The sequence below is a fragment of the Arthrobacter sp. G.S.26 genome (assembly GCF_050847375.1).
Taxonomy (GTDB): domain Bacteria; phylum Actinomycetota; class Actinomycetes; order Actinomycetales; family Micrococcaceae; genus Arthrobacter.
The window spans coordinates 2,094,757-2,112,526 of sequence record NZ_CP193752.1; the positions used below are offsets into that span (position 1 = coordinate 2,094,757).

18 protein-coding genes and 1 tRNA gene are annotated in these 17,770 nt (G+C 66.3%); 12 read left to right on the forward strand and 7 right to left on the reverse strand.

Translation table 11 applies throughout. From position 1 onward, the window contains the following. Positions 1 to 3: 3 nt before the first annotated feature. The 3 genes from ACRB8A_RS09455 to ACRB8A_RS09465 form a co-directional block, all read right to left on the reverse strand. The gene (locus ACRB8A_RS09455) at positions 4 to 1,110 is read right to left on the reverse strand and encodes a glutathione S-transferase family protein (RefSeq protein WP_432244554.1); all 1,107 of its coding nucleotides are present in this window, start codon (positions 1,108 to 1,110) and stop codon (positions 4 to 6) included. Between the two features lie 9 nt (positions 1,111 to 1,119). Continuing rightward, complete coding sequence (locus ACRB8A_RS09460; RefSeq protein ID WP_432244555.1) at positions 1,120 to 1,860, reverse strand: M50 family metallopeptidase; 741 nt, start codon at positions 1,858 to 1,860, stop codon at positions 1,120 to 1,122. A gap of 120 nt (positions 1,861 to 1,980) precedes the next feature. Continuing rightward, positions 1,981 to 2,283 (reverse strand): DUF4193 domain-containing protein, encoded by a 303-nt coding sequence (locus ACRB8A_RS09465; RefSeq protein ID WP_050687344.1) that lies wholly within the window; start codon positions 2,281 to 2,283, stop codon positions 1,981 to 1,983. A 209-nt stretch (positions 2,284 to 2,492) separates the two neighbouring features. On the opposite strand from ACRB8A_RS09465, the gene ACRB8A_RS09470 reads away from it, so the two are divergent. From ACRB8A_RS09470 to ACRB8A_RS09480, 3 genes are all read left to right on the forward strand, one after another. Continuing rightward, a complete protein-coding gene (locus ACRB8A_RS09470; RefSeq protein ID WP_432244556.1) occupies positions 2,493 to 3,638 on the forward strand; it encodes a glycosyltransferase family 9 protein in 1,146 nt (381 codons plus the stop codon). After that, positions 3,635 to 4,600 carry a glycosyltransferase family 9 protein gene (locus ACRB8A_RS09475; protein WP_432244557.1) on the forward strand — a complete coding sequence of 322 codons (966 nt, stop codon included), beginning with the start codon at positions 3,635 to 3,637 and terminating at the stop codon, positions 4,598 to 4,600. Before ACRB8A_RS09470 ends, ACRB8A_RS09475 begins: the two co-directional genes overlap by 4 nt. Before the next feature lie 111 nt (positions 4,601 to 4,711). Continuing rightward, positions 4,712 to 5,206 carry a DUF805 domain-containing protein gene (locus ACRB8A_RS09480; RefSeq protein ID WP_432244558.1) on the forward strand — a complete coding sequence of 165 codons (495 nt, stop codon included), beginning with the start codon at positions 4,712 to 4,714 and terminating at the stop codon, positions 5,204 to 5,206. Between the two features lie 158 nt (positions 5,207 to 5,364). Here the strand turns inward: ACRB8A_RS09480 and ACRB8A_RS09485 are convergent. Continuing rightward, a tRNA-Leu gene (locus tag ACRB8A_RS09485) sits at positions 5,365 to 5,447 on the reverse strand. Between the two features lie 179 nt (positions 5,448 to 5,626). On the opposite strand from ACRB8A_RS09485, the gene ACRB8A_RS09490 reads away from it, so the two are divergent. Both ACRB8A_RS09490 and ACRB8A_RS09495 read left to right on the forward strand, forming a co-directional pair. Next, positions 5,627 to 6,931 (forward strand): M20/M25/M40 family metallo-hydrolase, encoded by a 1,305-nt coding sequence (locus ACRB8A_RS09490; RefSeq protein ID WP_432244559.1) that lies wholly within the window; start codon positions 5,627 to 5,629, stop codon positions 6,929 to 6,931. A gap of 11 nt (positions 6,932 to 6,942) precedes the next feature. After that, a complete protein-coding gene (locus ACRB8A_RS09495) occupies positions 6,943 to 8,103 on the forward strand; it encodes an acyl-CoA dehydrogenase family protein (protein WP_432244560.1) in 1,161 nt (386 codons plus the stop codon). An 8-nt stretch (positions 8,104 to 8,111) separates the two neighbouring features. On the opposite strand, the gene ACRB8A_RS09500 is transcribed toward ACRB8A_RS09495, so the two are convergent. Beyond that, the gene (locus ACRB8A_RS09500) at positions 8,112 to 8,345 is read right to left on the reverse strand and encodes a DUF5703 family protein (RefSeq protein WP_056600347.1); all 234 of its coding nucleotides are present in this window, start codon (positions 8,343 to 8,345) and stop codon (positions 8,112 to 8,114) included. Between the two features lie 39 nt (positions 8,346 to 8,384). Between ACRB8A_RS09500 and ACRB8A_RS09505 the strand changes: the two genes are divergently transcribed. Beyond that, entirely contained in the window at positions 8,385 to 8,642 is a 258-nt protein-coding gene (locus ACRB8A_RS09505) for a hypothetical protein (protein ID WP_050687332.1), read from the forward strand. Here the strand turns inward: ACRB8A_RS09505 and ACRB8A_RS09510 are convergent. After that, positions 8,639 to 9,577: an aldo/keto reductase gene (locus tag ACRB8A_RS09510; protein ID WP_432244561.1), complete on the reverse strand. Its 939-nt coding sequence runs from the start codon at positions 9,575 to 9,577 to the stop codon at positions 8,639 to 8,641. The genes ACRB8A_RS09505 and ACRB8A_RS09510 overlap by 4 nt on opposite strands. Before the next feature lie 52 nt (positions 9,578 to 9,629). Here ACRB8A_RS09510 and ACRB8A_RS09515 point away from each other — a divergent pair, with 52 nt between their 5' ends. Both ACRB8A_RS09515 and mshC read left to right on the forward strand, forming a co-directional pair. Beyond that, on the forward strand, positions 9,630 to 10,463 hold the full coding sequence (locus ACRB8A_RS09515; protein WP_050687328.1) for an undecaprenyl-diphosphate phosphatase: 834 nt from the start codon (positions 9,630 to 9,632) through the stop codon (positions 10,461 to 10,463). A gap of 15 nt (positions 10,464 to 10,478) precedes the next feature. Next, positions 10,479 to 11,756, forward strand: a complete 1,278-nt coding sequence (gene mshC, locus ACRB8A_RS09520) for a cysteine--1-D-myo-inosityl 2-amino-2-deoxy-alpha-D-glucopyranoside ligase (protein ID WP_432244562.1) — start codon at positions 10,479 to 10,481, stop codon at positions 11,754 to 11,756. A 56-nt stretch (positions 11,757 to 11,812) separates the two neighbouring features. Here the strand turns inward: mshC and ACRB8A_RS09525 are convergent, their stop codons facing one another. Beyond that, positions 11,813 to 12,718 carry a PAC2 family protein gene (locus tag ACRB8A_RS09525; protein WP_432244563.1) on the reverse strand — a complete coding sequence of 302 codons (906 nt, stop codon included), beginning with the start codon at positions 12,716 to 12,718 and terminating at the stop codon, positions 11,813 to 11,815. 152 nt (positions 12,719 to 12,870) lie between these two features. On the opposite strand from ACRB8A_RS09525, the gene ACRB8A_RS09530 reads away from it, so the two are divergent. The 4 genes from ACRB8A_RS09530 (at position 12,871) to arc (ending at position 17,752) form a co-directional block, all read left to right on the forward strand. After that, positions 12,871 to 13,602 (forward strand): HAD family hydrolase, encoded by a 732-nt coding sequence (locus ACRB8A_RS09530; protein ID WP_432244564.1) that lies wholly within the window; start codon positions 12,871 to 12,873, stop codon positions 13,600 to 13,602. Then, positions 13,595 to 14,761, forward strand: coding sequence for a site-2 protease family protein (locus ACRB8A_RS09535; RefSeq protein ID WP_432244565.1), 1,167 nt, complete (start codon positions 13,595 to 13,597; stop codon positions 14,759 to 14,761). Before ACRB8A_RS09530 ends, ACRB8A_RS09535 begins: the two co-directional genes overlap by 8 nt. Before the next feature lie 92 nt (positions 14,762 to 14,853). Next, complete coding sequence (locus tag ACRB8A_RS09540) at positions 14,854 to 15,918, forward strand: tRNA (adenine-N1)-methyltransferase (RefSeq protein WP_050687323.1); 1,065 nt, start codon at positions 14,854 to 14,856, stop codon at positions 15,916 to 15,918. A gap of 82 nt (positions 15,919 to 16,000) precedes the next feature. After that, positions 16,001 to 17,752 carry a proteasome ATPase gene (gene arc / locus ACRB8A_RS09545; protein ID WP_432244566.1) on the forward strand — a complete coding sequence of 584 codons (1,752 nt, stop codon included), beginning with the start codon at positions 16,001 to 16,003 and terminating at the stop codon, positions 17,750 to 17,752. The last annotated feature ends 18 nt before the right edge of the window (positions 17,753 to 17,770 follow it).

Here is a 17,770-nt window from a genome sequence, read left to right on the forward strand (position 1 = left end):
TAGTCAGAAAGCGCTTTCCACTCGAGGGGCCGCACCGTGCCCGGGCAGGACTTCCTCGCCGGCGCGGACAGGTCCCGGGGGAGTCCCATCGCCAAACGGGCGCCCGCCCAGGGCCTCGCGGCCGTGGGCTTCCAACCACCCGGAAAGGTCAGGTCCGGCGGGGACGATTCCGGTGGGGTTGATGTCCTCGTGGACGATGTAATAGTGCTGCTTGATCTGCACAAAATCGGTGGTGTCGCCGAAGCCGGGCGTCTGGAACAGGTCACGGGCGTAACCCCAGAGCGCGGGCATCTCTGTCAGTTTTTGCCGGTTACATTTGAAATGGCCGTGGTAGACGGCGTCAAAGCGGGCCAGGGTGGTGAACAGCCGTACGTCCGCCTCCGTGATGGTCTCACCCACCAGGAACCGCTGGCCGGAAAGCCGCTCCTCCAGCCAGTCCAGGGCTGTCCACAGCCGGTCGTAAGCCGCGTTGTAGGCGTCCTGGGAGCCGGCAAACCCGCAGCGGTACACACCGTTGTTGACTTCGGTGAACACCCGCTTGTTGACGTGGTCGATTTCGGCGCGCAGGTGTTCGGGGTAGAGATCCGGTGCCCCGGACCGGTGGAATGCCTTCCACTCGGTTGAGAAGTCCAGGGTGATCTGCGGGAAGTTATTGGTCACCACGGCCCCGGATGGCACGTCCACCAGTGCCGGGACAGTGATGCCCCGCGGATAGCCGGGGAAGCGGGTGAAGTAGGCGTCCTGGATCCGCTCAATCCCCAGCACCGGGTCCACACCGCCGGGATCCAGGTCGAAGGTCCAGGAGCGGGAGTCGTGGGTGGGGCCTGGTTGGCCCAGGGAGATTGCGTCCTCGAGGCCCAGCAGGCGGCGCGCAATCACCGTGCGGTTGGCCCAGGGGCAGGCCCGGGCGGCGATGAGCCGGTAGCGTCCGGTTTCCACCGGCCAGCCGGGTTCCCCATTGGCACCGGGTTTGCCGTCGCTGGTGATCCGGTCTTCGATGTAGTTGGTGTCCCGGGTGAATTCCGCGCCGCCCGTAACGTAAGCCCCGCGCGTGCTGTGGTCCGCCCCGCTGTCGGAGGCCTTCTGCTTGCTGTCCGTGTCCTGGCTCATCGCTCCAGCCTATGCGCCCGGCAACGGAATCCGCGCGATCGGCTGCCAGGCCAGCAGCCAGGCGGCTGCAACCACCACGGCAAACGCGGCGATCCACAGCCCCGACGGCACCCTCGTGGCGCGGTAGAGGATATAGGCGTCCGAGCTCGACAGCCGGTTCCGCCGCTTGAGGTGCAGGTGGACGAGTTTGAAGATGTCCCGGACCGCCCCCACCAGGAGGGCCAGTCCCAGGACGACTGCAACGTGCCCCGCAAACGCGTGGGGGACCAGCAGCAGCAGGCCAGCCGAAGCGCCGATCGCGCTGAAGGTGATGAGGAAGCCTGCCGGGTTGCGCAGGAACACCAGCGAGACGGCCAGGATGATGGTTCCCGTGGCCAGGGCCGCCGGCCCCCACCCGCTGAAGCCGCACCAGACGAAGGCGGCTCCCGCCAGGGCGGGTACAGGATAACCCCAGAAACACGACCAGGCGGCGGCCGCCCGGCTCCTGCTGTAGCTGGTGGTGGTCCCGGAGTGGTCCAGCCGCAGCGTGATTCCCGAGAGCCGCTGGCCGCTCAGCACCGCCGCGAACGCGTGGCCCAGCTCATGCGTTGCAGTGGTCAGCAGGCCGAAATATCGCCACGAGGCCTGCGGAATGGAAAGCGTAATGGCCGCCAGCAGCGCCAACAGGAGCTCCACCGCGGTGATGGCAGGCAGCTCTGCCCGGCTGAAAAGGGCAGCAAGCCACTGCCCGGCGTTGCCGGCGAAGTCCATGGGTACCGTTGTCTCCGTGTAGGGTCCGGGTTAAAAGCCAAAAGGCACGCCGGAATCGGGGCGTGCCCTCAAGGCAACGGGGCCGCGGGTCATCCCGCCGCCCCGAACGGGGTGGACGGATTAGCCTTCGCACTCCGTGCAATAGCTGTGGCCGTCCTTCTGCTTCGCGATCTGGGACCGGTGACGGACCAGGAAGCAGGAGTAGCAGGTAAACTCGTCGTCAGCCTGCGGAATGACCTGCACCACAAGTTCTTCGGCGACAAATTCGCCTCCGGGAACTCCGGCGCCGTCCAGCCCGTCAGCCTCATCCAGCTCCAGGACAACGCTGCGCGCGTCGGGAGCATTGGCAGACTGGAGCTGCTCGAGTGAGTTGTCCTGCGATTCCTTGACGTCGGAACGCAGTTCATCGTAATCGGTTGCCACTTTGGGTGCTTCTCTTTTCTTTGGTTCGCCTGTCGCGTATGAAACGTACAGCATCAACCCGGTATTCCCCAAGAGGTGGTGACCGGCGCGGCGCCCGCCCCGGTGCCGGAACGGACTGGCGGAGAGCCCGGTTTGGCCCTATTGTGGCAGCACTGACGGCGGCTTGCCCACGGCAATGGCGGCACCCGCCACACCGGAAGGGGAGATCGGTGGATCACCTCACAGCTGAATTCGGCGGCGCCGAACAGATGGATACCGCCGTCGGTCCGGTCCTGCAAAGGTTCAGCGGCGTACGCCGGATCGCGGTGCTTCGCGGCGGTGGCCTGGGCGACCTGATTTTTGCACTGCCGGCAATCACTGCCCTCAGGAGCGCATATCCGGGCGCGGTCATTACCTTGCTGGGCACGCCCGTCCACCGGAGCCTGCTGGCTGCAGTGCAGTCCGCGGTGGATGAGGTGCAGATCCTGCCCTTCGCTGAGGGGGTCCGTCCCGGGACAGAGGACCCTGCTGCCGTGGACGCCTTTTTTGCGGATATGCAGCGCCGCCAATTCGACCTCGCAGTCCAACTGCATGGCGGCGGCCGCTATTCGAATCCTTTTTTGCTGCGGTTGGGTGCACGGCACACCGTGGGGACCAGGACGGCCGATGCCGCGGGCCTTGAGCGCACCGTTCCCTATCTGTATTACCAGCACGAACCCCTGCGGGCGCTGGAAGTGGCAGGACTGGCGGGGGCAGCCCCGGTGGACCTCGAGGCCCGGCTTGCCGCCGCGCCTTCGGCCGGTGCCGCTGCAGTCCTTCCGGACGACGCCGGCAGCCGGCCTTTGGTGGTCGTCCACCCGGGAGCCACAGATCCCAGCCGCCGCTGGCCGGTGGCGCACTTCGCGGAACTTGCAGCGGCATGTGCCGCCGATGGCTGCGCCGTGGTGCTGGTGGGGGATGAAAGCGACCGCCCACTGGCCCAACGGATCCTCGCCCTTGCCGCGCCTGCGCCAGTAGTTTCCCTGGCGGGCGAACTGGACCTGGCCGGGCTGGTGGACGTCCTGGCGGCAGCGGATGTGGTGGTGGGGAACGACAGCGGACCGAGGCACCTGGCCCAGGCACTGGGTACCCCCACAGTGGGCATCTTCTGGGTAGGCAACATGATCAACGCCGGCCCCCTGGGCCGCAGCCTGCACCGCGTCCAGCTGGGCTGGACCACCGTCTGTCCGGCGTGCGGAATCGACGTGACCCAGGTGGGCTGGACTGCGCCCCGGTGCGGCCACGATGATTCTGTGGTGGCGGGAGTGCCTGTCCAGGGAGTGTATGAAGACGTGCGCAGCCTGGTGTCCACGCCACGCCCCGGACGGCAAGGATGATCGTCGGAACGGCGCACCCGGAAGCAGCCGGCATCCGGGAGGCCAAGCCGGAACTGCTGGTGCTTCGGGCCTTGAAACTTGGCGATTTACTGGTGGCCGTCCCTGCCTTGAAAGGGCTCCGCCGTGCCTTCCCGGGCCACCGCCTGCGGTATGCGGCCCAGGGGTGGCTGACGGAAGCACTGGACCTGGTGGGCGGCTACGAACTCCTGCCCACCCACGGATTGGATGAACCCCTGGCACTGGCGCCTGGCGTGGTGGACGTGGCAGTCAACCTTCACGGCAGCGGCCCGGAAAGCCAGGGCCGCATCGATGCCCTGCAGGCACGGACCACCATGGGCCACCGCGGCCTGCACCGGGACGGTCCTGCGTGGGACGCGGACCTGCATGAGCGCGAACGCTGGGTCAGGCTGCTGGCCTGGCATGGCGTCGCCGCCGACCCCCTTGATGTCCGGCTGCAGGCACCCAGGGTTCCCAGCAGCGCACCTGGCGCCACGGTCCTCCATGTCGGTGCCGCCTACGGAAGCCGGTTGTGGCCGGCGGAGCGGTTTGCGGCAGTGGCATCGGCCCTGGACCGGGCAGGGCACGCCGTGGTGTTCACTGGCAGCAGTTCCGAACGGGACCGGGCACTTCAGGTCTGCACCCTGGCAGGCCTGCCAGCGGAATCAGTACTCGCTGGAAAACTGCCGCTTGCGCAGTTCGCGGCCACTGTGTCCGCTGCCCGGCTGGTGGTCTCCGCCGACACCGGCGCAGCCCACCTCGCCTCAGCCTACGGAACGCCATCAGTTGTCCTGTTCGGACCTGCTCCGCCGGAGATCTGGGGTCCACCGCCGGGACCACACGTGGTCCTCACCCGGGCCGCGCTGCGCCGGGGAGACACGTTCGCACAGCAACCGGATCCGGCACTGCTCGGAGTAACGGTGGCCGACGTGCTGGCGGCCGTCAGGACCCTGGACCTGCCGTGAACCCCGCAGGTGACCCTGCAGCCGGAACAAAAGTTACTCCAACGAACAGATTTAGGCTGGCCAGGCCCTACTATTATCACGTCGCATCACTCGAACAACCGGGGGGTTCCCTTGAGCTATCCACAATATCCAGACCAACAGCAGGCAGCTTTTGCTCCGACAGGCGAGGTTCCGCTGTGGGCGCCGCACTATGGCGCTTCGCTGCCGGTGGCCGTCCGCCGCTTCTTCAAGAAGTACGCCACGTTCTCCGGCCGTGCAAGCCGCAGCGAGTACTGGTGGTTCACGCTGGCCAACGCCATCGTCATCACCGTCCTTTACATTGTGACCGGCATCGCCGCTGCCACCAGCTCCACCACCGACGTTAACGGCAGCCCCATGGCCGGCCCGGGGTTCTTCATCGTGGGGTCCCTGATCCTGCTGTGGGGCCTGGCCATTTTTGTCCCGTCCCTGGCGTTGACTGTCCGCAGGCTCCACGACGGGAACTTCAGCGGCTGGCTCATCCTGCTCAACCTCGTTCCGTTCCTGGGCGCGCTGGCAGTCTTCATCCTGACACTCATGCCGGCCAACCCGGCCGGGCAGGTCTACGACCAGCCCACAGGCAACTAACCACCGCAACATAGGCAGGGAGTCCACCGCTCACGGTGGGCTCCCTGCTTTGCTTAGCGGTAACGGATCCCCGGGCGCCGCGGAGTCACCGGATGGCATAACACCGGGAACGCAGAAAAACCCCGGAAAATCATTGATTTTCCGGGGTTTTTCGTTTGTGCGCGGAGGGGGACTTGAACCCCCACCCCCTTTCGAGGACTAGCACCTCAAGCTAGCGCGTCTGCCATTCCGCCACCCGCGCAGGGTGTTTCCCGACGACGTTTCCCGCCTTTCGGCGTTTCGCATCTCTCGGAAGCAGCGAGAAAAACTCTAACATGAACTTTCCCGAAACATGGAATCGGCGCCTGTGGGGGGCGTGTGGGTAGGCTGAGGGCAGCAGTTGGGAACACCCCACCAGCCACCAAACCCGAGGAGTTTTCCATGCCTGACGTCCTGCCTGAGGATGAAGTTGTCCGGATCTGCCAGGACCTCATCCGGATCGACACTTCGAACTACGGCGATGGATCGGGTCCGGGGGAGCGTGCGGCCGCCGAATACGCGGCAGGCCTGATTGAAGAGGTGGGCCTCTCCGCTGAGATCTTCGAGTCCGCACCCGGCCGGGCCAACGTTGTCACCAGGATGGCCGGCGAAGACCCGGCCGCCAGTGCCCTGGTGGTCCACGGCCACCTGGACGTGGTCCCCGCCCTGCGCGAGCAGTGGTCAGTGGACCCGTTTGGCGCCGAGCTCAAGGATGGACTGATCTGGGGCCGCGGCGCGGTGGACATGAAGGACATGGACGCCATGATCCTGTCCGTACTGCGCGGCTTCGCCCGGTCCGGCAAAAAGCCCAAGCGCGACATCATCTTTGCGTTTTTCGCCGACGAGGAAGCCGGTGGCGAGTACGGCGCCCGCTACGCGGTGGATAAACGCCCCGAACTCTTCGAAGGCGCCACCGAAGCGATCTCCGAGGTGGGCGGCTTCTCGGCCACCATCGGCGGGCAGCGCACCTATCTCCTGCAGACCGCCGAAAAAGGCATCTCCTGGCTGCGCCTCGTGGCGCACGGCCGGGCCGGCCACGGCTCGCAGATCAACACCGACAATGCGGTCACCAGGCTCGCCGCCGCCGTCACCCGCATCGGCGACTACAAGTGGCCCATCGAATTGACGCCCACCACGCGCCAGTTCCTGGATGGCGTCACGGAACTGACCGGCGTCGAATTTGATGCGGACAACCCGGACCTGCTGCTGGACCAGTTGGGCACCGTGGCCCGCTTTGTGGGCGCAACGCTGCAGAACACCACCAACCCCACCCTCCTCAAGGGCGGCTACAAGCACAACGTCATCCCCGAATCCGCCGAAGCCCTGATCGACTGCCGCACGCTGCCCGGCCAGCAGGACCGCGTCCTGGAGATTGTCCGCGACCTCGCCGGGGCCGGCGTCGACGTCAGCTACGTCCACCAGGACGTCTCCCTCGAGGTGCCCTTCGCCGGCAACCTGGTTGACTCCATGATCGATGCGCTCCATTCCGAGGACCCCGGCGCCAAGGTCCTGCCGTATACCCTTTCGGGCGGCACGGACAACAAATCCCTGAGCCGGCTTGGTATCACCGGGTACGGTTTCGCGCCCCTGATGCTCCCGGACGACCTTGACTTCACGGGCATGTTCCACGGCGTGGACGAGCGTGTGCCCGCCGATTCGCTGAAGTTCGGGGCCAGGGTCCTGGACACGCTGCTCACCAACTACTGACAGGCTCCGTCGTGACCCCCGAGGATGTCCTGCCGGACCCCCTGCTGGAACGCATCAGGGGCAGGGCGGCCGGCTATGACCGGGACAACACCTTCTTCCACGAAGACCTGGCGGAGCTGGCGGCCGCCGGTTACCTGAAACTGTTTGTCCCCACGGACGACGGCGGCCTGGGCCTTGGCCTCGAAGCCGCGGCGCAGTGCCAGCGGCGGCTGGCCACGGCGGCCCCGGCCACGGCCCTGGCGGTCAACATGCACCTGGTGTGGACCGGCGTCGCCCGCGTCCTCGGCGCCCGGGGCGACCACTCCCTGGACTTCATCCTGGCGGAGGCGGCGCAGGGGGAGGTCTTTGCCTTCGGTAACTCGGAGGCCGGGAACGATTCCGTCCTGTTCGACTCGCGCACGGTCGCCGAACCGCTGCCCGATGGTGGCTACTCGTTTACGGGGACCAAAATCTTCACCAGCCTGTCGCCGGCCTGGACGCGGCTGGGGATCTTCGGCAAGGACGCTGCCGGCCGGGACGGCGAGGGTGAACTGGTGCACGGGTTCATGACCAGGGACACTCCGGGCTACCTCATCAAGGACGACTGGGACACCCTGGGCATGCGCGCCAGCCAGTCGGGCACCACCGTCCTGGCCGGTGCCGTGGTGACGGCGGACCGGATCTTCCGCAAGCTCCCCGTGGGGCCCAATCCGGACCCGCTGGTTTTCGCCATCTTTGCGTGCTTCGAAACGCTGCTGGCGGCCGTATATACCGGGCTGGGGGAACGTGCGCTCACTGTGGGTGTTGAAACCGCCAAGCGGCGCACCTCGCTGAAGAACGGCGGCAGGAGCTACGCCCAGGACCCGGACATCCGGTGGAAGGTTGCGGAGGCAGCCATGGCGATGGACAACCTGTACCCGCAGCTGCAGTCAGTGGCTGCTGACGTGGACCGGCTGGTTGACCACGGCGGGCAATGGTTCCCCAAGCTGGTGGGCCTGAAGGTCAACGCCACCGAAACTGCGCGCCGCGTAGTGGACCTGGCCATCCGGGTCAGCGGCGGGTCCAGCTACTTCCGGGGCTCGGAGCTGGAACGCCTCTACCGCGACGTGCTGGCGGGAATGTTCCACCCCTCGGATGACGAGAGCGCGCACAACACCGTGGCCAACGCCTGGTTGGGGCCGTTGGCGGACTGAACCGGGACCTAAACGGTCCGCTGGACCTGCATCACCCGGCGGCGGAGCCAGAACCGCCTGCCGCCACCCACGTACAGCCGGCTGCGCTCAAGCTCCCATTTGCCGTACTCGGAATGTTCAACAAGCCTGCGCCTGGCCTCAGGCAGTGAATCCTCAGGGCTGACCGTCAGGACGAGGTACTCGTACTGGCGAAGATAGTCCCGTTCCCGCTGGACCGAGCTGGTGAGAAATTGTTCCTTCATTGCTCTCCATTTTCGTCCTTTTCCGGCTAGCGTGTTGTCATGAGCATCGATCCGCGTGTCGCGCTTTCGTCCCTGACCACCGCTTTGGAAGAACACCTTATAGCAGCATCCAACCGCCGTGGAGATGGTGACCCCTCAGTGGAAGCAGCATTTTTTGCGGTAGCAGATGCTTTCGAAGTCTATGAGGACGCTCTTTACGAAGCGTACAACGAAGTGACCCCGCTCCAGATCTTTGATGACGAGGACGAGGACGAGGAAAGTGACGCGGACGAGGACCTCGAAATTCTCGAGGACTAAGCCGCCTTGAAGGACACGTCATCCAGGGCGTTGGAGATTTCCGGTGGCAGCGGCGTCAGCTGCGCGTCCAGGATCTCCTTGAGCTGTACCGGTGTGCGCGGCCCCACCACAGCCGTGGCCACGCCGGGCTGGCGCAGCAGCCAGCTGAGGGACACGTCCAGGGCGGAACGGCCCAGGCCCTTGGCGGCCATGCAGGCAGCTTCCACGGTCCGCGACGCCGGCTCGTCGAGGTACGCCTCCACATAGGAGGCATCGGCCGCCGACGCGGCGCGTGAACCGGAGGGGATGCTGCCGCGGTACTTACCGGTGAGGACGCCCCGGCCCAGCGGGGCCCACGCCATCAGGCCAAGGCCTGCGTCCTCAATGGCGGGGACCAGTTCGGTTTCGGGTTTGCGCTGCAGCAGGGAGTACTCCGCCTGCGCCGCCACCAACGGGAAACCGGCGATCGCAGCGGCTTTGGCGGCCTGCCAGCCGCTGAAGTTGGACACTCCTGCGTAGCGTGCCCGGCCGGAGCGGACAGCGAATTCCAGGGCGGACAGGGTTTCCTCCAGCGGAACGTTGCCGTCCCAGGCCTGGGCAAACCAGACGTCCACATAGTCGGTGCCCAGCCGCGCCAGGCTGGCGTCGAGGCCGGTGAGCATGGCGTTGCGGGACGCGTCGACGGCGAGCCGGCCGGCCGGCGTCGTCATTCCTGCCTTGGTGGAAATCGAAATTTCCGTCCTGGCCACCACATCATTCAGCAGGGACCCGATGATGGCTTCGGACTGGCCGTCGGCATAGGACGCTGCGGTGTCCACCAGCCGGCCGCCGGCGTCGAGGAAGGTGCGGAGCAGCGCCGCGGCGTCCTGCTCGTCTGTTCCGGCGCCCCAGGACATGGTGCCCAGCGAAAGGGCGGAGACTCGCAAACCACTGTTGCCGACGTAACGCTGCTGCATAGCTGCAAGCTTACGGGCTGGAGTACAGCTGCCCATGACGTAGGGTCTTACCGTGAACTGGTTTGAGGTGGCCCTGCTGGGCCTAGTGCAGGGACTGACCGAATTTCTACCCATCTCGTCAAGCGCGCATCTGCGGATTGTGGGGCAGTTCCTGCCCGGCGCCGCTGATCCGGGGGCGGCGTTCACCGCCATCACCCAACTGGGTACCGAGACGGCCGTGCTGGTGTATTTCTGGCGGGACATTGTCCGGATCGTCAAAGCCTGGGCCGGATCCCTGAGCGGCAAAGTCTCCCGGCAGGATCCCGACGCCCGCATGGGCTGGCTGGTGATCCTGGGCAGCCTGCCCATCATCGTGCTGGGCCTGCTGTTCCAGGACCAGATCGAGTCCGTGCTCCGCAGCATGTGGATCGTGGCCACCATGCTGATCGTCTTCGGCCTGATCCTTGCCGTGGCCGACGCCGTGGGCAAGCAGGAGCGGGACCTCACCCAGCTGACCTACAAGCACGGCATCTTCTTTGGCCTCGCCCAGGCCATGGCCCTGATTCCAGGCGTGTCACGGTCCGGCGGAACCATCACCGCGGGGCTCCTGATGGGCTACAACCGGGAAGCGGCGGCCCGCTACTCCTTCCTCCTGGCCATCCCGGCCGTGTTCGGCAGCGGGCTGTACCAGTTGTACAAGGTGGTGTCCAAGGACGGGCTGACCGGCCCGTACGGCCTGCCCGAAACCGCTCTGGCAACCGTCATCGCCTTTGTGGTGGGCTATGTGATCATCGGCTGGTTCCTGAAATTCGTTTCCACCCGCAGCTACCGGCTCTTTGTCTGGTACCGGATCCTCCTGGGCCTCGCCCTGTACATCCTGCTCGGTTTCGGTGTCATCGCCGCGTAGCACTAGGCTTGCCCTGTGAAATCCTGGACCTCCCGCCCCGTTCCAACCCTGCCCGGAAGCATGCCTGCCATCCGGTTGTTCGACACCGCAACAGGCCGCGAAACTGCGCTGGATGCTGGCCCGTCGCCCTCGATGTACGTCTGCGGCATTACCCCGTACGACGCCACCCACATGGGCCACGCCGCCAGCTACGTCGCCTTCGACCTGCTGAACCGCGTGTGGCGCGACGCCGGCCACCGGGTTGCGTACGTCCAGAACGTCACCGACGTGGATGATCCACTGCTGGAGCGGGCCACCGCCACCGGCGTTGACTGGCGGGACCTGGCCGCCAGCCAGATCGAACTCTTCCAGACGGACATGGAAGCCTTGAACGTCCTGGCCCCGGACCGTTACGTGGGCGCCGTGGAATCCATCGCCCTGATTGTTCCCGCCGTGGAAAAGCTGGTGGCACTTGGCCTGGCCTACACCGTCCAGGGCAGCAACGGTGAACCGGACGGCGACGTTTATTACGACGTTGAGGCCGCGGGAAAGCAGTCGGTGGCACCCGATGCATGGACGTTGGGCGCCATCTCCGGGCTCGCCGAAAGTGAAATGCTGGAGCTCTTTGCCGAGCGTGGCGGCGACCCCGGCCGGGCCGGGAAGCGGCAGGCACTCGACCCGCTGCTGTGGCGGGTGGCCCGCGAGGGCGAACCCCACTGGCCCGGCGCAAGCCTTGGCGCCGGCAGGCCCGGCTGGCACATCGAGTGCACCGTCATCGCACAGCAGTATCTGCCGGCCCCGTTCACGGTGCAGGGCGGCGGCTCGGACCTGGTCTTCCCGCACCACGAGATGGGGGCCGGACATGCGTACTCCCTGGCCGGTGTTCCGCTGGCCCGGCACTATGCGCATGCCGGCATGGTGGGCCTGGACGGCGAGAAGATGAGCAAGTCCAAGGGAAACCTGGTACTGGTGTCCCGGCTGCGCGCAGCGGGGGAGGACCCCGCAGCGATCCGGCTGGCCATCCTGGCCCACCACTACCGCTCGGACTGGTCCTGGACTGACGAAGGCTTCGCCGCAGCCAAAGCGGAGATCAGCCTGTGGCGCCAGGCGCTCGGGCACGCGCCGGAAGGCTCTGCGGCGCCGTTGATCGCCCGGATGCGCGACGCCCTCACCGCGGACCTCAACGCCCCCGCCGCCGTTGCTGCGGTGTCCCAGTGGGCGCAGCAGGCAATGTCCGACGGCGGTCCGGCAAGTTTGACCGACCAGGCGCTGGTCAGCGACGCCGTGGACGCCCTGCTGGGTGTTGTGCTCTAGCCCGGGTCAGCAATCCTGATGCGGCGCCGGTCCCCAGGACCGGCGCTGCTCTGCAATCAGGGCCGGTCCTGGCCGCGCCGCTTGAGGTAACGCTCGAATTCCCGGGCGATGGACTCCCCGGTGGCCTCCGGCAGGTCGGCGGTGTCCTTGGCTTCTTCCAGTTGCCGGACGTAGGCGGCGATCTCGGGGTCCTCGGTGGCGAGCTCATCCACGCCCCGCTCCCAGGCATCGGATTCCTCAGCCAGCTCGTGGATGTCCAGCGGGACCTGGAGCAGCTCCTCGATCCGGTGCAGCAGGGCAAGCTGTGCCTTGGGAGATGGCGCCTGGGCCACATAGTGCGGCACCGCAGCCCACAGCGAGATGGTGGGAAGGCCGGCCAGGAGCGCCACCTCGGACAGGACGCCGACAATGCCCACCGGACCTTCGTACTGGGAGGCCTCCAGGTTCATCCGCTCCCGGAGCGGACCGTCGTCGGACGAGGTGCTGACGGGGATGGGCCGGCTGTGCGGAACATCCGCGAGCAGTGCCCCCACCAACACCACGTAATCGACGTTCAGCGCTTCGGCGTGGACCAGCAGTTCGGCGGTATAGGCCCGCCACTTATAGGACGGCTCCGTGCCCTGGACAAAAATCACGTCCACATTGGAGTTGGGGGCGCTGGCTTTGTAGATCCGGGTGGACGGCCACTTGATCTTGCGTTCACCCGCCGCATTCCGGCGGACGGTGGGCCGGGTGAACTGGAAGTCGTAATATTCGTCGGCGTCTATCGACGCCGCCTTTTTGCCGCCCCAGAGCTTATTCAGGTAGCGCAGGGAGTCGCTGGCCGCTTCCCCCGCATCGTTCCAGCCTTCGAAAGCTGCAAGCATCACTGTTACGCGCCGTCCCTCAGCCACAGGCTGCAGGAACCGCTCCTGCCCCGGTACGGCACCCGGTTCGGTGGTGTCTTCCTCGAAGCTATTCATTTCTTCACCCTACGTCCAAGAACCGCCCTCCCGCAGTGCATGAACCGCCGCAAAAGTGTCCCGCCCCCGCGCGGTCAGCAGGCACAACAGGCGTATTCGCCGTGGGCGTACCCACCAGCAACCTTCCAGCGGGTCGCCGTAGACTGTGCAGCATGCGATCCCCCTCCCCACATTCCCCACTCAAAGCCGTCCTCTGGGACATGGACGGGACCATCGTGGACACGGAGCCCTATTGGATGGCTGCCGAGCATGCACTGGTGGAAGCCCACGGCGGGACATGGTCGCACCAGCAGGCGGTGCAGCTGGTGGGCCAGTCGCTGGACTACTCCGCCAGTCTGCTGCAACAAGCCGGTGTGGCCCTTGAAATCCGGGAGATCATCGACGTGCTGACCGGTGAAGTGGTCCGCAGCGTCCGGCAGGAGGTGCCCTGGCGGCCCGGCGCGAAAGAACTCCTTGAGGAGCTCCACGGCGCCGGCATCCGATGCGCCCTGGTCACCATGTCCGAAGGCCCGCTGGCCCGGGAAGTTGTTGCCAGCCTGCCACGGCCCTACTTTGAGGTCATTGTCACCGGCGACTCCGTGACCCAGGGGAAGCCGCACCCCGAGGCGTACCTGACCGCCGTCGAACTCCTCCAGGAAACCGACCCGAACCTGAACATCGGTGACTGCGTTGCCCTGGAGGACTCGGCTCCGGGCGTGGCGGCAGCCGTTGCCTCCGGTGTGGCCACCGTCGCCATCCCGCACATCGTGCCGTTGCCCCTGGATGACCGCTACACCCGCTGGGACACTTTGGCCGGCCGGTCACCGGCAGATCTGGAAGCCTTGCTGCTGAGCGGCCAGGAGCCGGCAGCGCCGGTGCCCGCAACAGGGCACGCCCATGACTGAAACCAGCACCCCGGTCCGCCGCGAAGGCATTCCGCTGGGCCGGATCTTCGGCGTTCCCGTGGTCCTTGCCTATTCGTGGTTCATCATCGCGGCTTTCACCGTCATCGTTTACGGCCCTGTCCTTGCCCGCAGCAACCCGGCGCTTGGAACCAGCGCCTACGTTGTGGCCTTCGCCTACGCAGTCCTGCTCCTCATCTCCGTCCTGGTCCACGAGCTGGCGCACGCCCTGACCGCAAAGATCTACGGCTGGCCCACGGAAAAAATCGTCCTGAACCTCTGGGGCGGACATACCCAGTTCGAAAGCTTCACCGCGTCTCCCGGCCGCTCCGTCCTGGTGGCCCTGGCCGGGCCTGCCGCCAACTTTGTCCTGGCCGGGGGCGCCTGGCTGGTCCTGGCCAACACCTCCATGGGGAGCGTCGCGGAGATCCTGACCAACATCTTTATGTGGGCCAACTTCCTCATCGGCGTGTTCAACGTCCTGCCCGGCCTGCCCCTGGACGGCGGCCGCATGGTGGAATCCGCTGTCTGGAAAGCCACCGGCAGCCAGGCGAAAGGCACCATTGCCGCCGGCTGGGGCGGCCGGCTCATTGTGGTGGGCATTGCCTACTGGTTCCTCATCCGTCCCTTCCTGGCCGGCGACGACCCGGACCTGGGCCTGGTCATGATCACCGTCCTGGTGGGCAGCTTCCTCTGGATGGGCGCGTCGGCATCCATCCAGCAGGGACAATTCCGCACCCGGCTCCCGGGAGTCACCGCCGCCGGATTGTCGACGCCGGCCACCGGGCTTCCCGCCACCGCGTCTGTTAAGGACGCCCTGGCCAGCAGCGCCGGCGGAACGGTCAGCGTGGTGGTCTGCGGCGCAGACGGCCGACCGGAAGGCGTGGTGCAACCCGCAGCGCTGCACTCCGTGCCGGACGCAGCAGCGGCGGCCACCCCAATCACCGCCGTATCCTTTGCCTTGGCCGCCGGCGCCTACGTCCCGGAGTGGTCCCGGGGCCAGGAGCTGATCGGCTTCCTGTCCCAGGTGAAAGGCAGGCACTATGCCGTTGTGGACCACAACGGCAAGGTGACGGGCCTCCTGGCCCAGGACAGCGTGGTAACCGCCATCACCGGCAAGGCGCCCCGGCCCAATAGGGGCGCGCCGGGCAGGACCCGGTAGAGTTACCTGCCGGTCGGTGCATCGCCACAGCAGGTCCCGGTGAGGGACGTCCCCGCAGCGGCGCCAAAGGTTTACAAGGAGTGAGGAATTCCATGAGCAGCGAATCTGCCGTCAACGAAGCCACAGCAGCAGCCCAGCCCGGCGCTGCCGGCGGCGGCTCGCAGCCGGCCGGTGCGGCCCGCCGCCGGGGCCCTTTCCGCGAAGGCGAACGCGTCCAGCTGACGGACGAACGTGGCCGCATGAACACCGTCACCCTGGAAACGGGTGGCGCGTTCCACACCCACCGCGGCTTCCTCAACCACGATGAGATCATCGGCCAGGCGGACGGCTCCGTGGTGGTGAACAACGTGGGCCAGCAGTACCAGACGCTCCGACCGCTGCTGTCCGACTTTGTGCTGTCCATGCCCCGCGGTGCCGCTGTGGTCTACCCCAAGGACGCAGGCCAGATTGTCACCATGGCCGATATCTTCCCGGGCGCCCGCGTGGTGGAAGCCGGCGTGGGCTCCGGGGCGCTGTCCATTTCGCTGCTCCGTGCAGTAGGCGACAATGGCTACCTGCATTCCTTCGAGCGACGTGAGGAATTCGCGGACATTGCCCGCGGCAACGTCGAAACCATCTTCGGCGGGCCGCACCCGGCCTGGCAGATTTCGCTGGGTGACTTCCAGGAGGAAGTGGTCCGCAGCGAGGCTCCGGGTTCCGTGGACCGCGTGGTCCTGGACATGCTCGCTCCCTGGGAATGCCTGGACGCCGTCGCCACGGTCCTGGCCCCCGGCGGAGTATGGATCAATTACGTGGCCACCGTCACGCAGCTGTCCAGGACCGCGGAGGCCATCCGTGCCGACGGTCGCTTCACCGCACCGGACGCCTGGGAATCCATGGTCCGTGGCTGGCACCTCGAGGGCCTGGCAGTCCGCCCTGACCACCGGATGGTGGCGCACACCGGCTTCCTGCTGGTTACGCGCCGCCTTGCGGACGGCGTCACGGGCATCTCCGTCAAACGGCGACCGTCCAAAACCGAATTCAACGCTGAAGACGTCAACGCCTGGACCCCCGGCGCTGTGGGCGAACGGCTGGTTTCGGATAAGAAGCTCCGCCGCGCCGCCCGCGATGCCATCGCCGGCACCCACGTCAAGGACGCTCCGGAGGTCACGAACTAGTCCACATTTCGGGAGCCTCCACCCCTACCTGCCATCTTGGGACTAGTGTCGTAAGGGAAGCGCAGGAAGGGGCTGATACATCATGGAGACGCCGAACCAGGACTCCGGACGTACACCGGCAGAGCAGTCTGCCGCCAACGACCTCTCGGTTGCAGACCGCCAGGTCAACATCCTCCGGGACAAGCTCAGGCACATCGACAGGCAGTTGGCTGCGGCATCGCAGAACAACACCAAGCTGGTGGCCATGCTGGAAGCCGCGAAAGCCGAGATCATCCGGCTGAAAAACGCGTTGGACCAGGAAGGGCAGCCGCCGTACAGCTTCGGCACCATCCTTCAGCTCAATCCCAAAAAGCAACCCTCCCAGGGCAACAGCGGGCAGGCGGCCACCGAGGAGTCGGTGGACATCTTCAACGCCGGCCGGAAGATGCGGGTGGGTGTCAGCCCGCTGGTCAACATGAACCAGCTGGCAGTGGGCCAGGAGGTCCTGCTCAACGAGGCCCTCCTGGTGGTTGCCGGGCTCGGCTACGAGCGTGCCGGGGAGCTGGCCACCCTCAAGGAGATGCTGGGCACCGACCGGGCCTTGGTGGTGGGACGCGCCGACGAAGAACGTGTGGTGCGCCTTTCCGGTGCCTTGCTGGCCCAGAAGCTCCGGGTGGGCGACGCCTTGTCCATCGACTCCCGCACCGGGTATGCCCTGGAAAAGGTGCCGCGCTCCGAAGTAGAAAATCTGGTCCTCGAAGAGGTCCCGGACATCACGTATGAGGACATCGGCGGCCTGGGTCCCCAAATCGAGCAGATCCGGGACGCGGTGGAACTTCCGTTCCTGCACCCGGACCTCTACCGCGAGCACGGCCTGAAGGCGCCCAAGGGCATCCTGCTCTACGGCCCGCCAGGCTGCGGCAAGACCCTCATCGCCAAAGCCGTGGCCAACTCGCTGGCCGCCCGCGCCGCCGAACGGTCCGGCAACCTTGACCTGAAGAGCTACTTCCTGAACATCAAAGGCCCCGAGCTGCTGGACAAGTATGTGGGCGAAACGGAACGCCACATCCGGCTGATCTTTGCCCGGGCGCGCGAGAAGGCATCGGATGGCAGCCCCGTTGTTGTTTTCTTCGACGAAATGGATTCGCTGTTCCGCACCCGCGGCACCGGCATTTCCTCCGACGTCGAGACCACCATCGTTCCGCAGCTCCTCAGCGAGATCGACGGCGTAGAGCGGCTGGACAACGTGATTGTGATCGGCGCGTCCAACCGCGAGGACATGATCGACCCCGCCATCCTTCGGCCGGGCCGGCTCGACGTCAAGGTCAAGATCCAGCGCCCTGACGCCGAGGCCGCCGCGGACATCTTCAACAAATACATCACCCCGGACCTGCCGTTCCACGTGTCGGACCTGGCGGAGTACGGCGGTGACGTCCAGGCCACCGTGGACGCCATGGTGCAACGCACCGTGGAAGCGATGTACTCCACCGACAAGTCCAACGAGTTCCTGGAAGTCACGTACGCCAACGGCGATACCGAGATGCTGTACTTCAAGGACTTCAACTCGGGCGCCGTGGTGCAGAACGTGGTGGACCGCGCCAAGAAGTACGCCATCAAGGACCTCCTGACCACCCAGCAGAAGGGGCTCCGCATCGAGCACCTCCTGCGGGCCGTCGTTGATGAGTTCCGTGAGCACGAGGACATGCCCAACACCACCAACCCGGATGACTGGGCCCGGATCTCCGGCAAGAAGGGCGAGCGGATCACCTACATCCGCACCATCGTCCAGGGCAAAGCCGGCCAGGAGCCCGGCAAGTCCATCGAAACGATGCCCAGCACAGGACAATATCTGTGACGGCTGCACCGGAACCCG

Excerpts from the sequence above, each read along its gene's own strand:
- ACRB8A_RS09455 (WP_432244554.1), bottom strand. The coding sequence starts at position 1,110 with ATGAGCCAGGACACGGACAGCAAGCAGAAGGCCTCCGACAGCGGGGCG.
- ACRB8A_RS09530 (WP_432244564.1), top strand. The coding sequence starts at position 12,871 with ATGCGATCCCCCTCCCCACATTCCCCACTCAAAGCCGTCCTCTGGGAC.
- ACRB8A_RS09535 (WP_432244565.1), top strand. The coding sequence starts at position 13,595 with ATGACTGAAACCAGCACCCCGGTCCGCCGCGAAGGCATTCCGCTGGGC.
- ACRB8A_RS09490 (WP_432244559.1), top strand. The coding sequence starts at position 5,627 with ATGCCTGACGTCCTGCCTGAGGATGAAGTTGTCCGGATCTGCCAGGAC.
- ACRB8A_RS09525 (WP_432244563.1), bottom strand. The coding sequence starts at position 12,718 with ATGAATAGCTTCGAGGAAGACACCACCGAACCGGGTGCCGTACCGGGG.
- ACRB8A_RS09500 (WP_056600347.1), bottom strand. The coding sequence starts at position 8,345 with ATGAAGGAACAATTTCTCACCAGCTCGGTCCAGCGGGAACGGGACTAT.
- arc (WP_432244566.1), top strand. The coding sequence starts at position 16,001 with ATGGAGACGCCGAACCAGGACTCCGGACGTACACCGGCAGAGCAGTCT.
- ACRB8A_RS09475 (WP_432244557.1), top strand. The coding sequence starts at position 3,635 with ATGATCGTCGGAACGGCGCACCCGGAAGCAGCCGGCATCCGGGAGGCC.
- ACRB8A_RS09540 (WP_050687323.1), top strand. The coding sequence starts at position 14,854 with ATGAGCAGCGAATCTGCCGTCAACGAAGCCACAGCAGCAGCCCAGCCC.
- ACRB8A_RS09510 (WP_432244561.1), bottom strand. The coding sequence starts at position 9,577 with ATGCAGCAGCGTTACGTCGGCAACAGTGGTTTGCGAGTCTCCGCCCTT.
- ACRB8A_RS09460 (WP_432244555.1), bottom strand. The coding sequence starts at position 1,860 with ATGGACTTCGCCGGCAACGCCGGGCAGTGGCTTGCTGCCCTTTTCAGC.
- ACRB8A_RS09505 (WP_050687332.1), top strand. The coding sequence starts at position 8,385 with ATGAGCATCGATCCGCGTGTCGCGCTTTCGTCCCTGACCACCGCTTTG.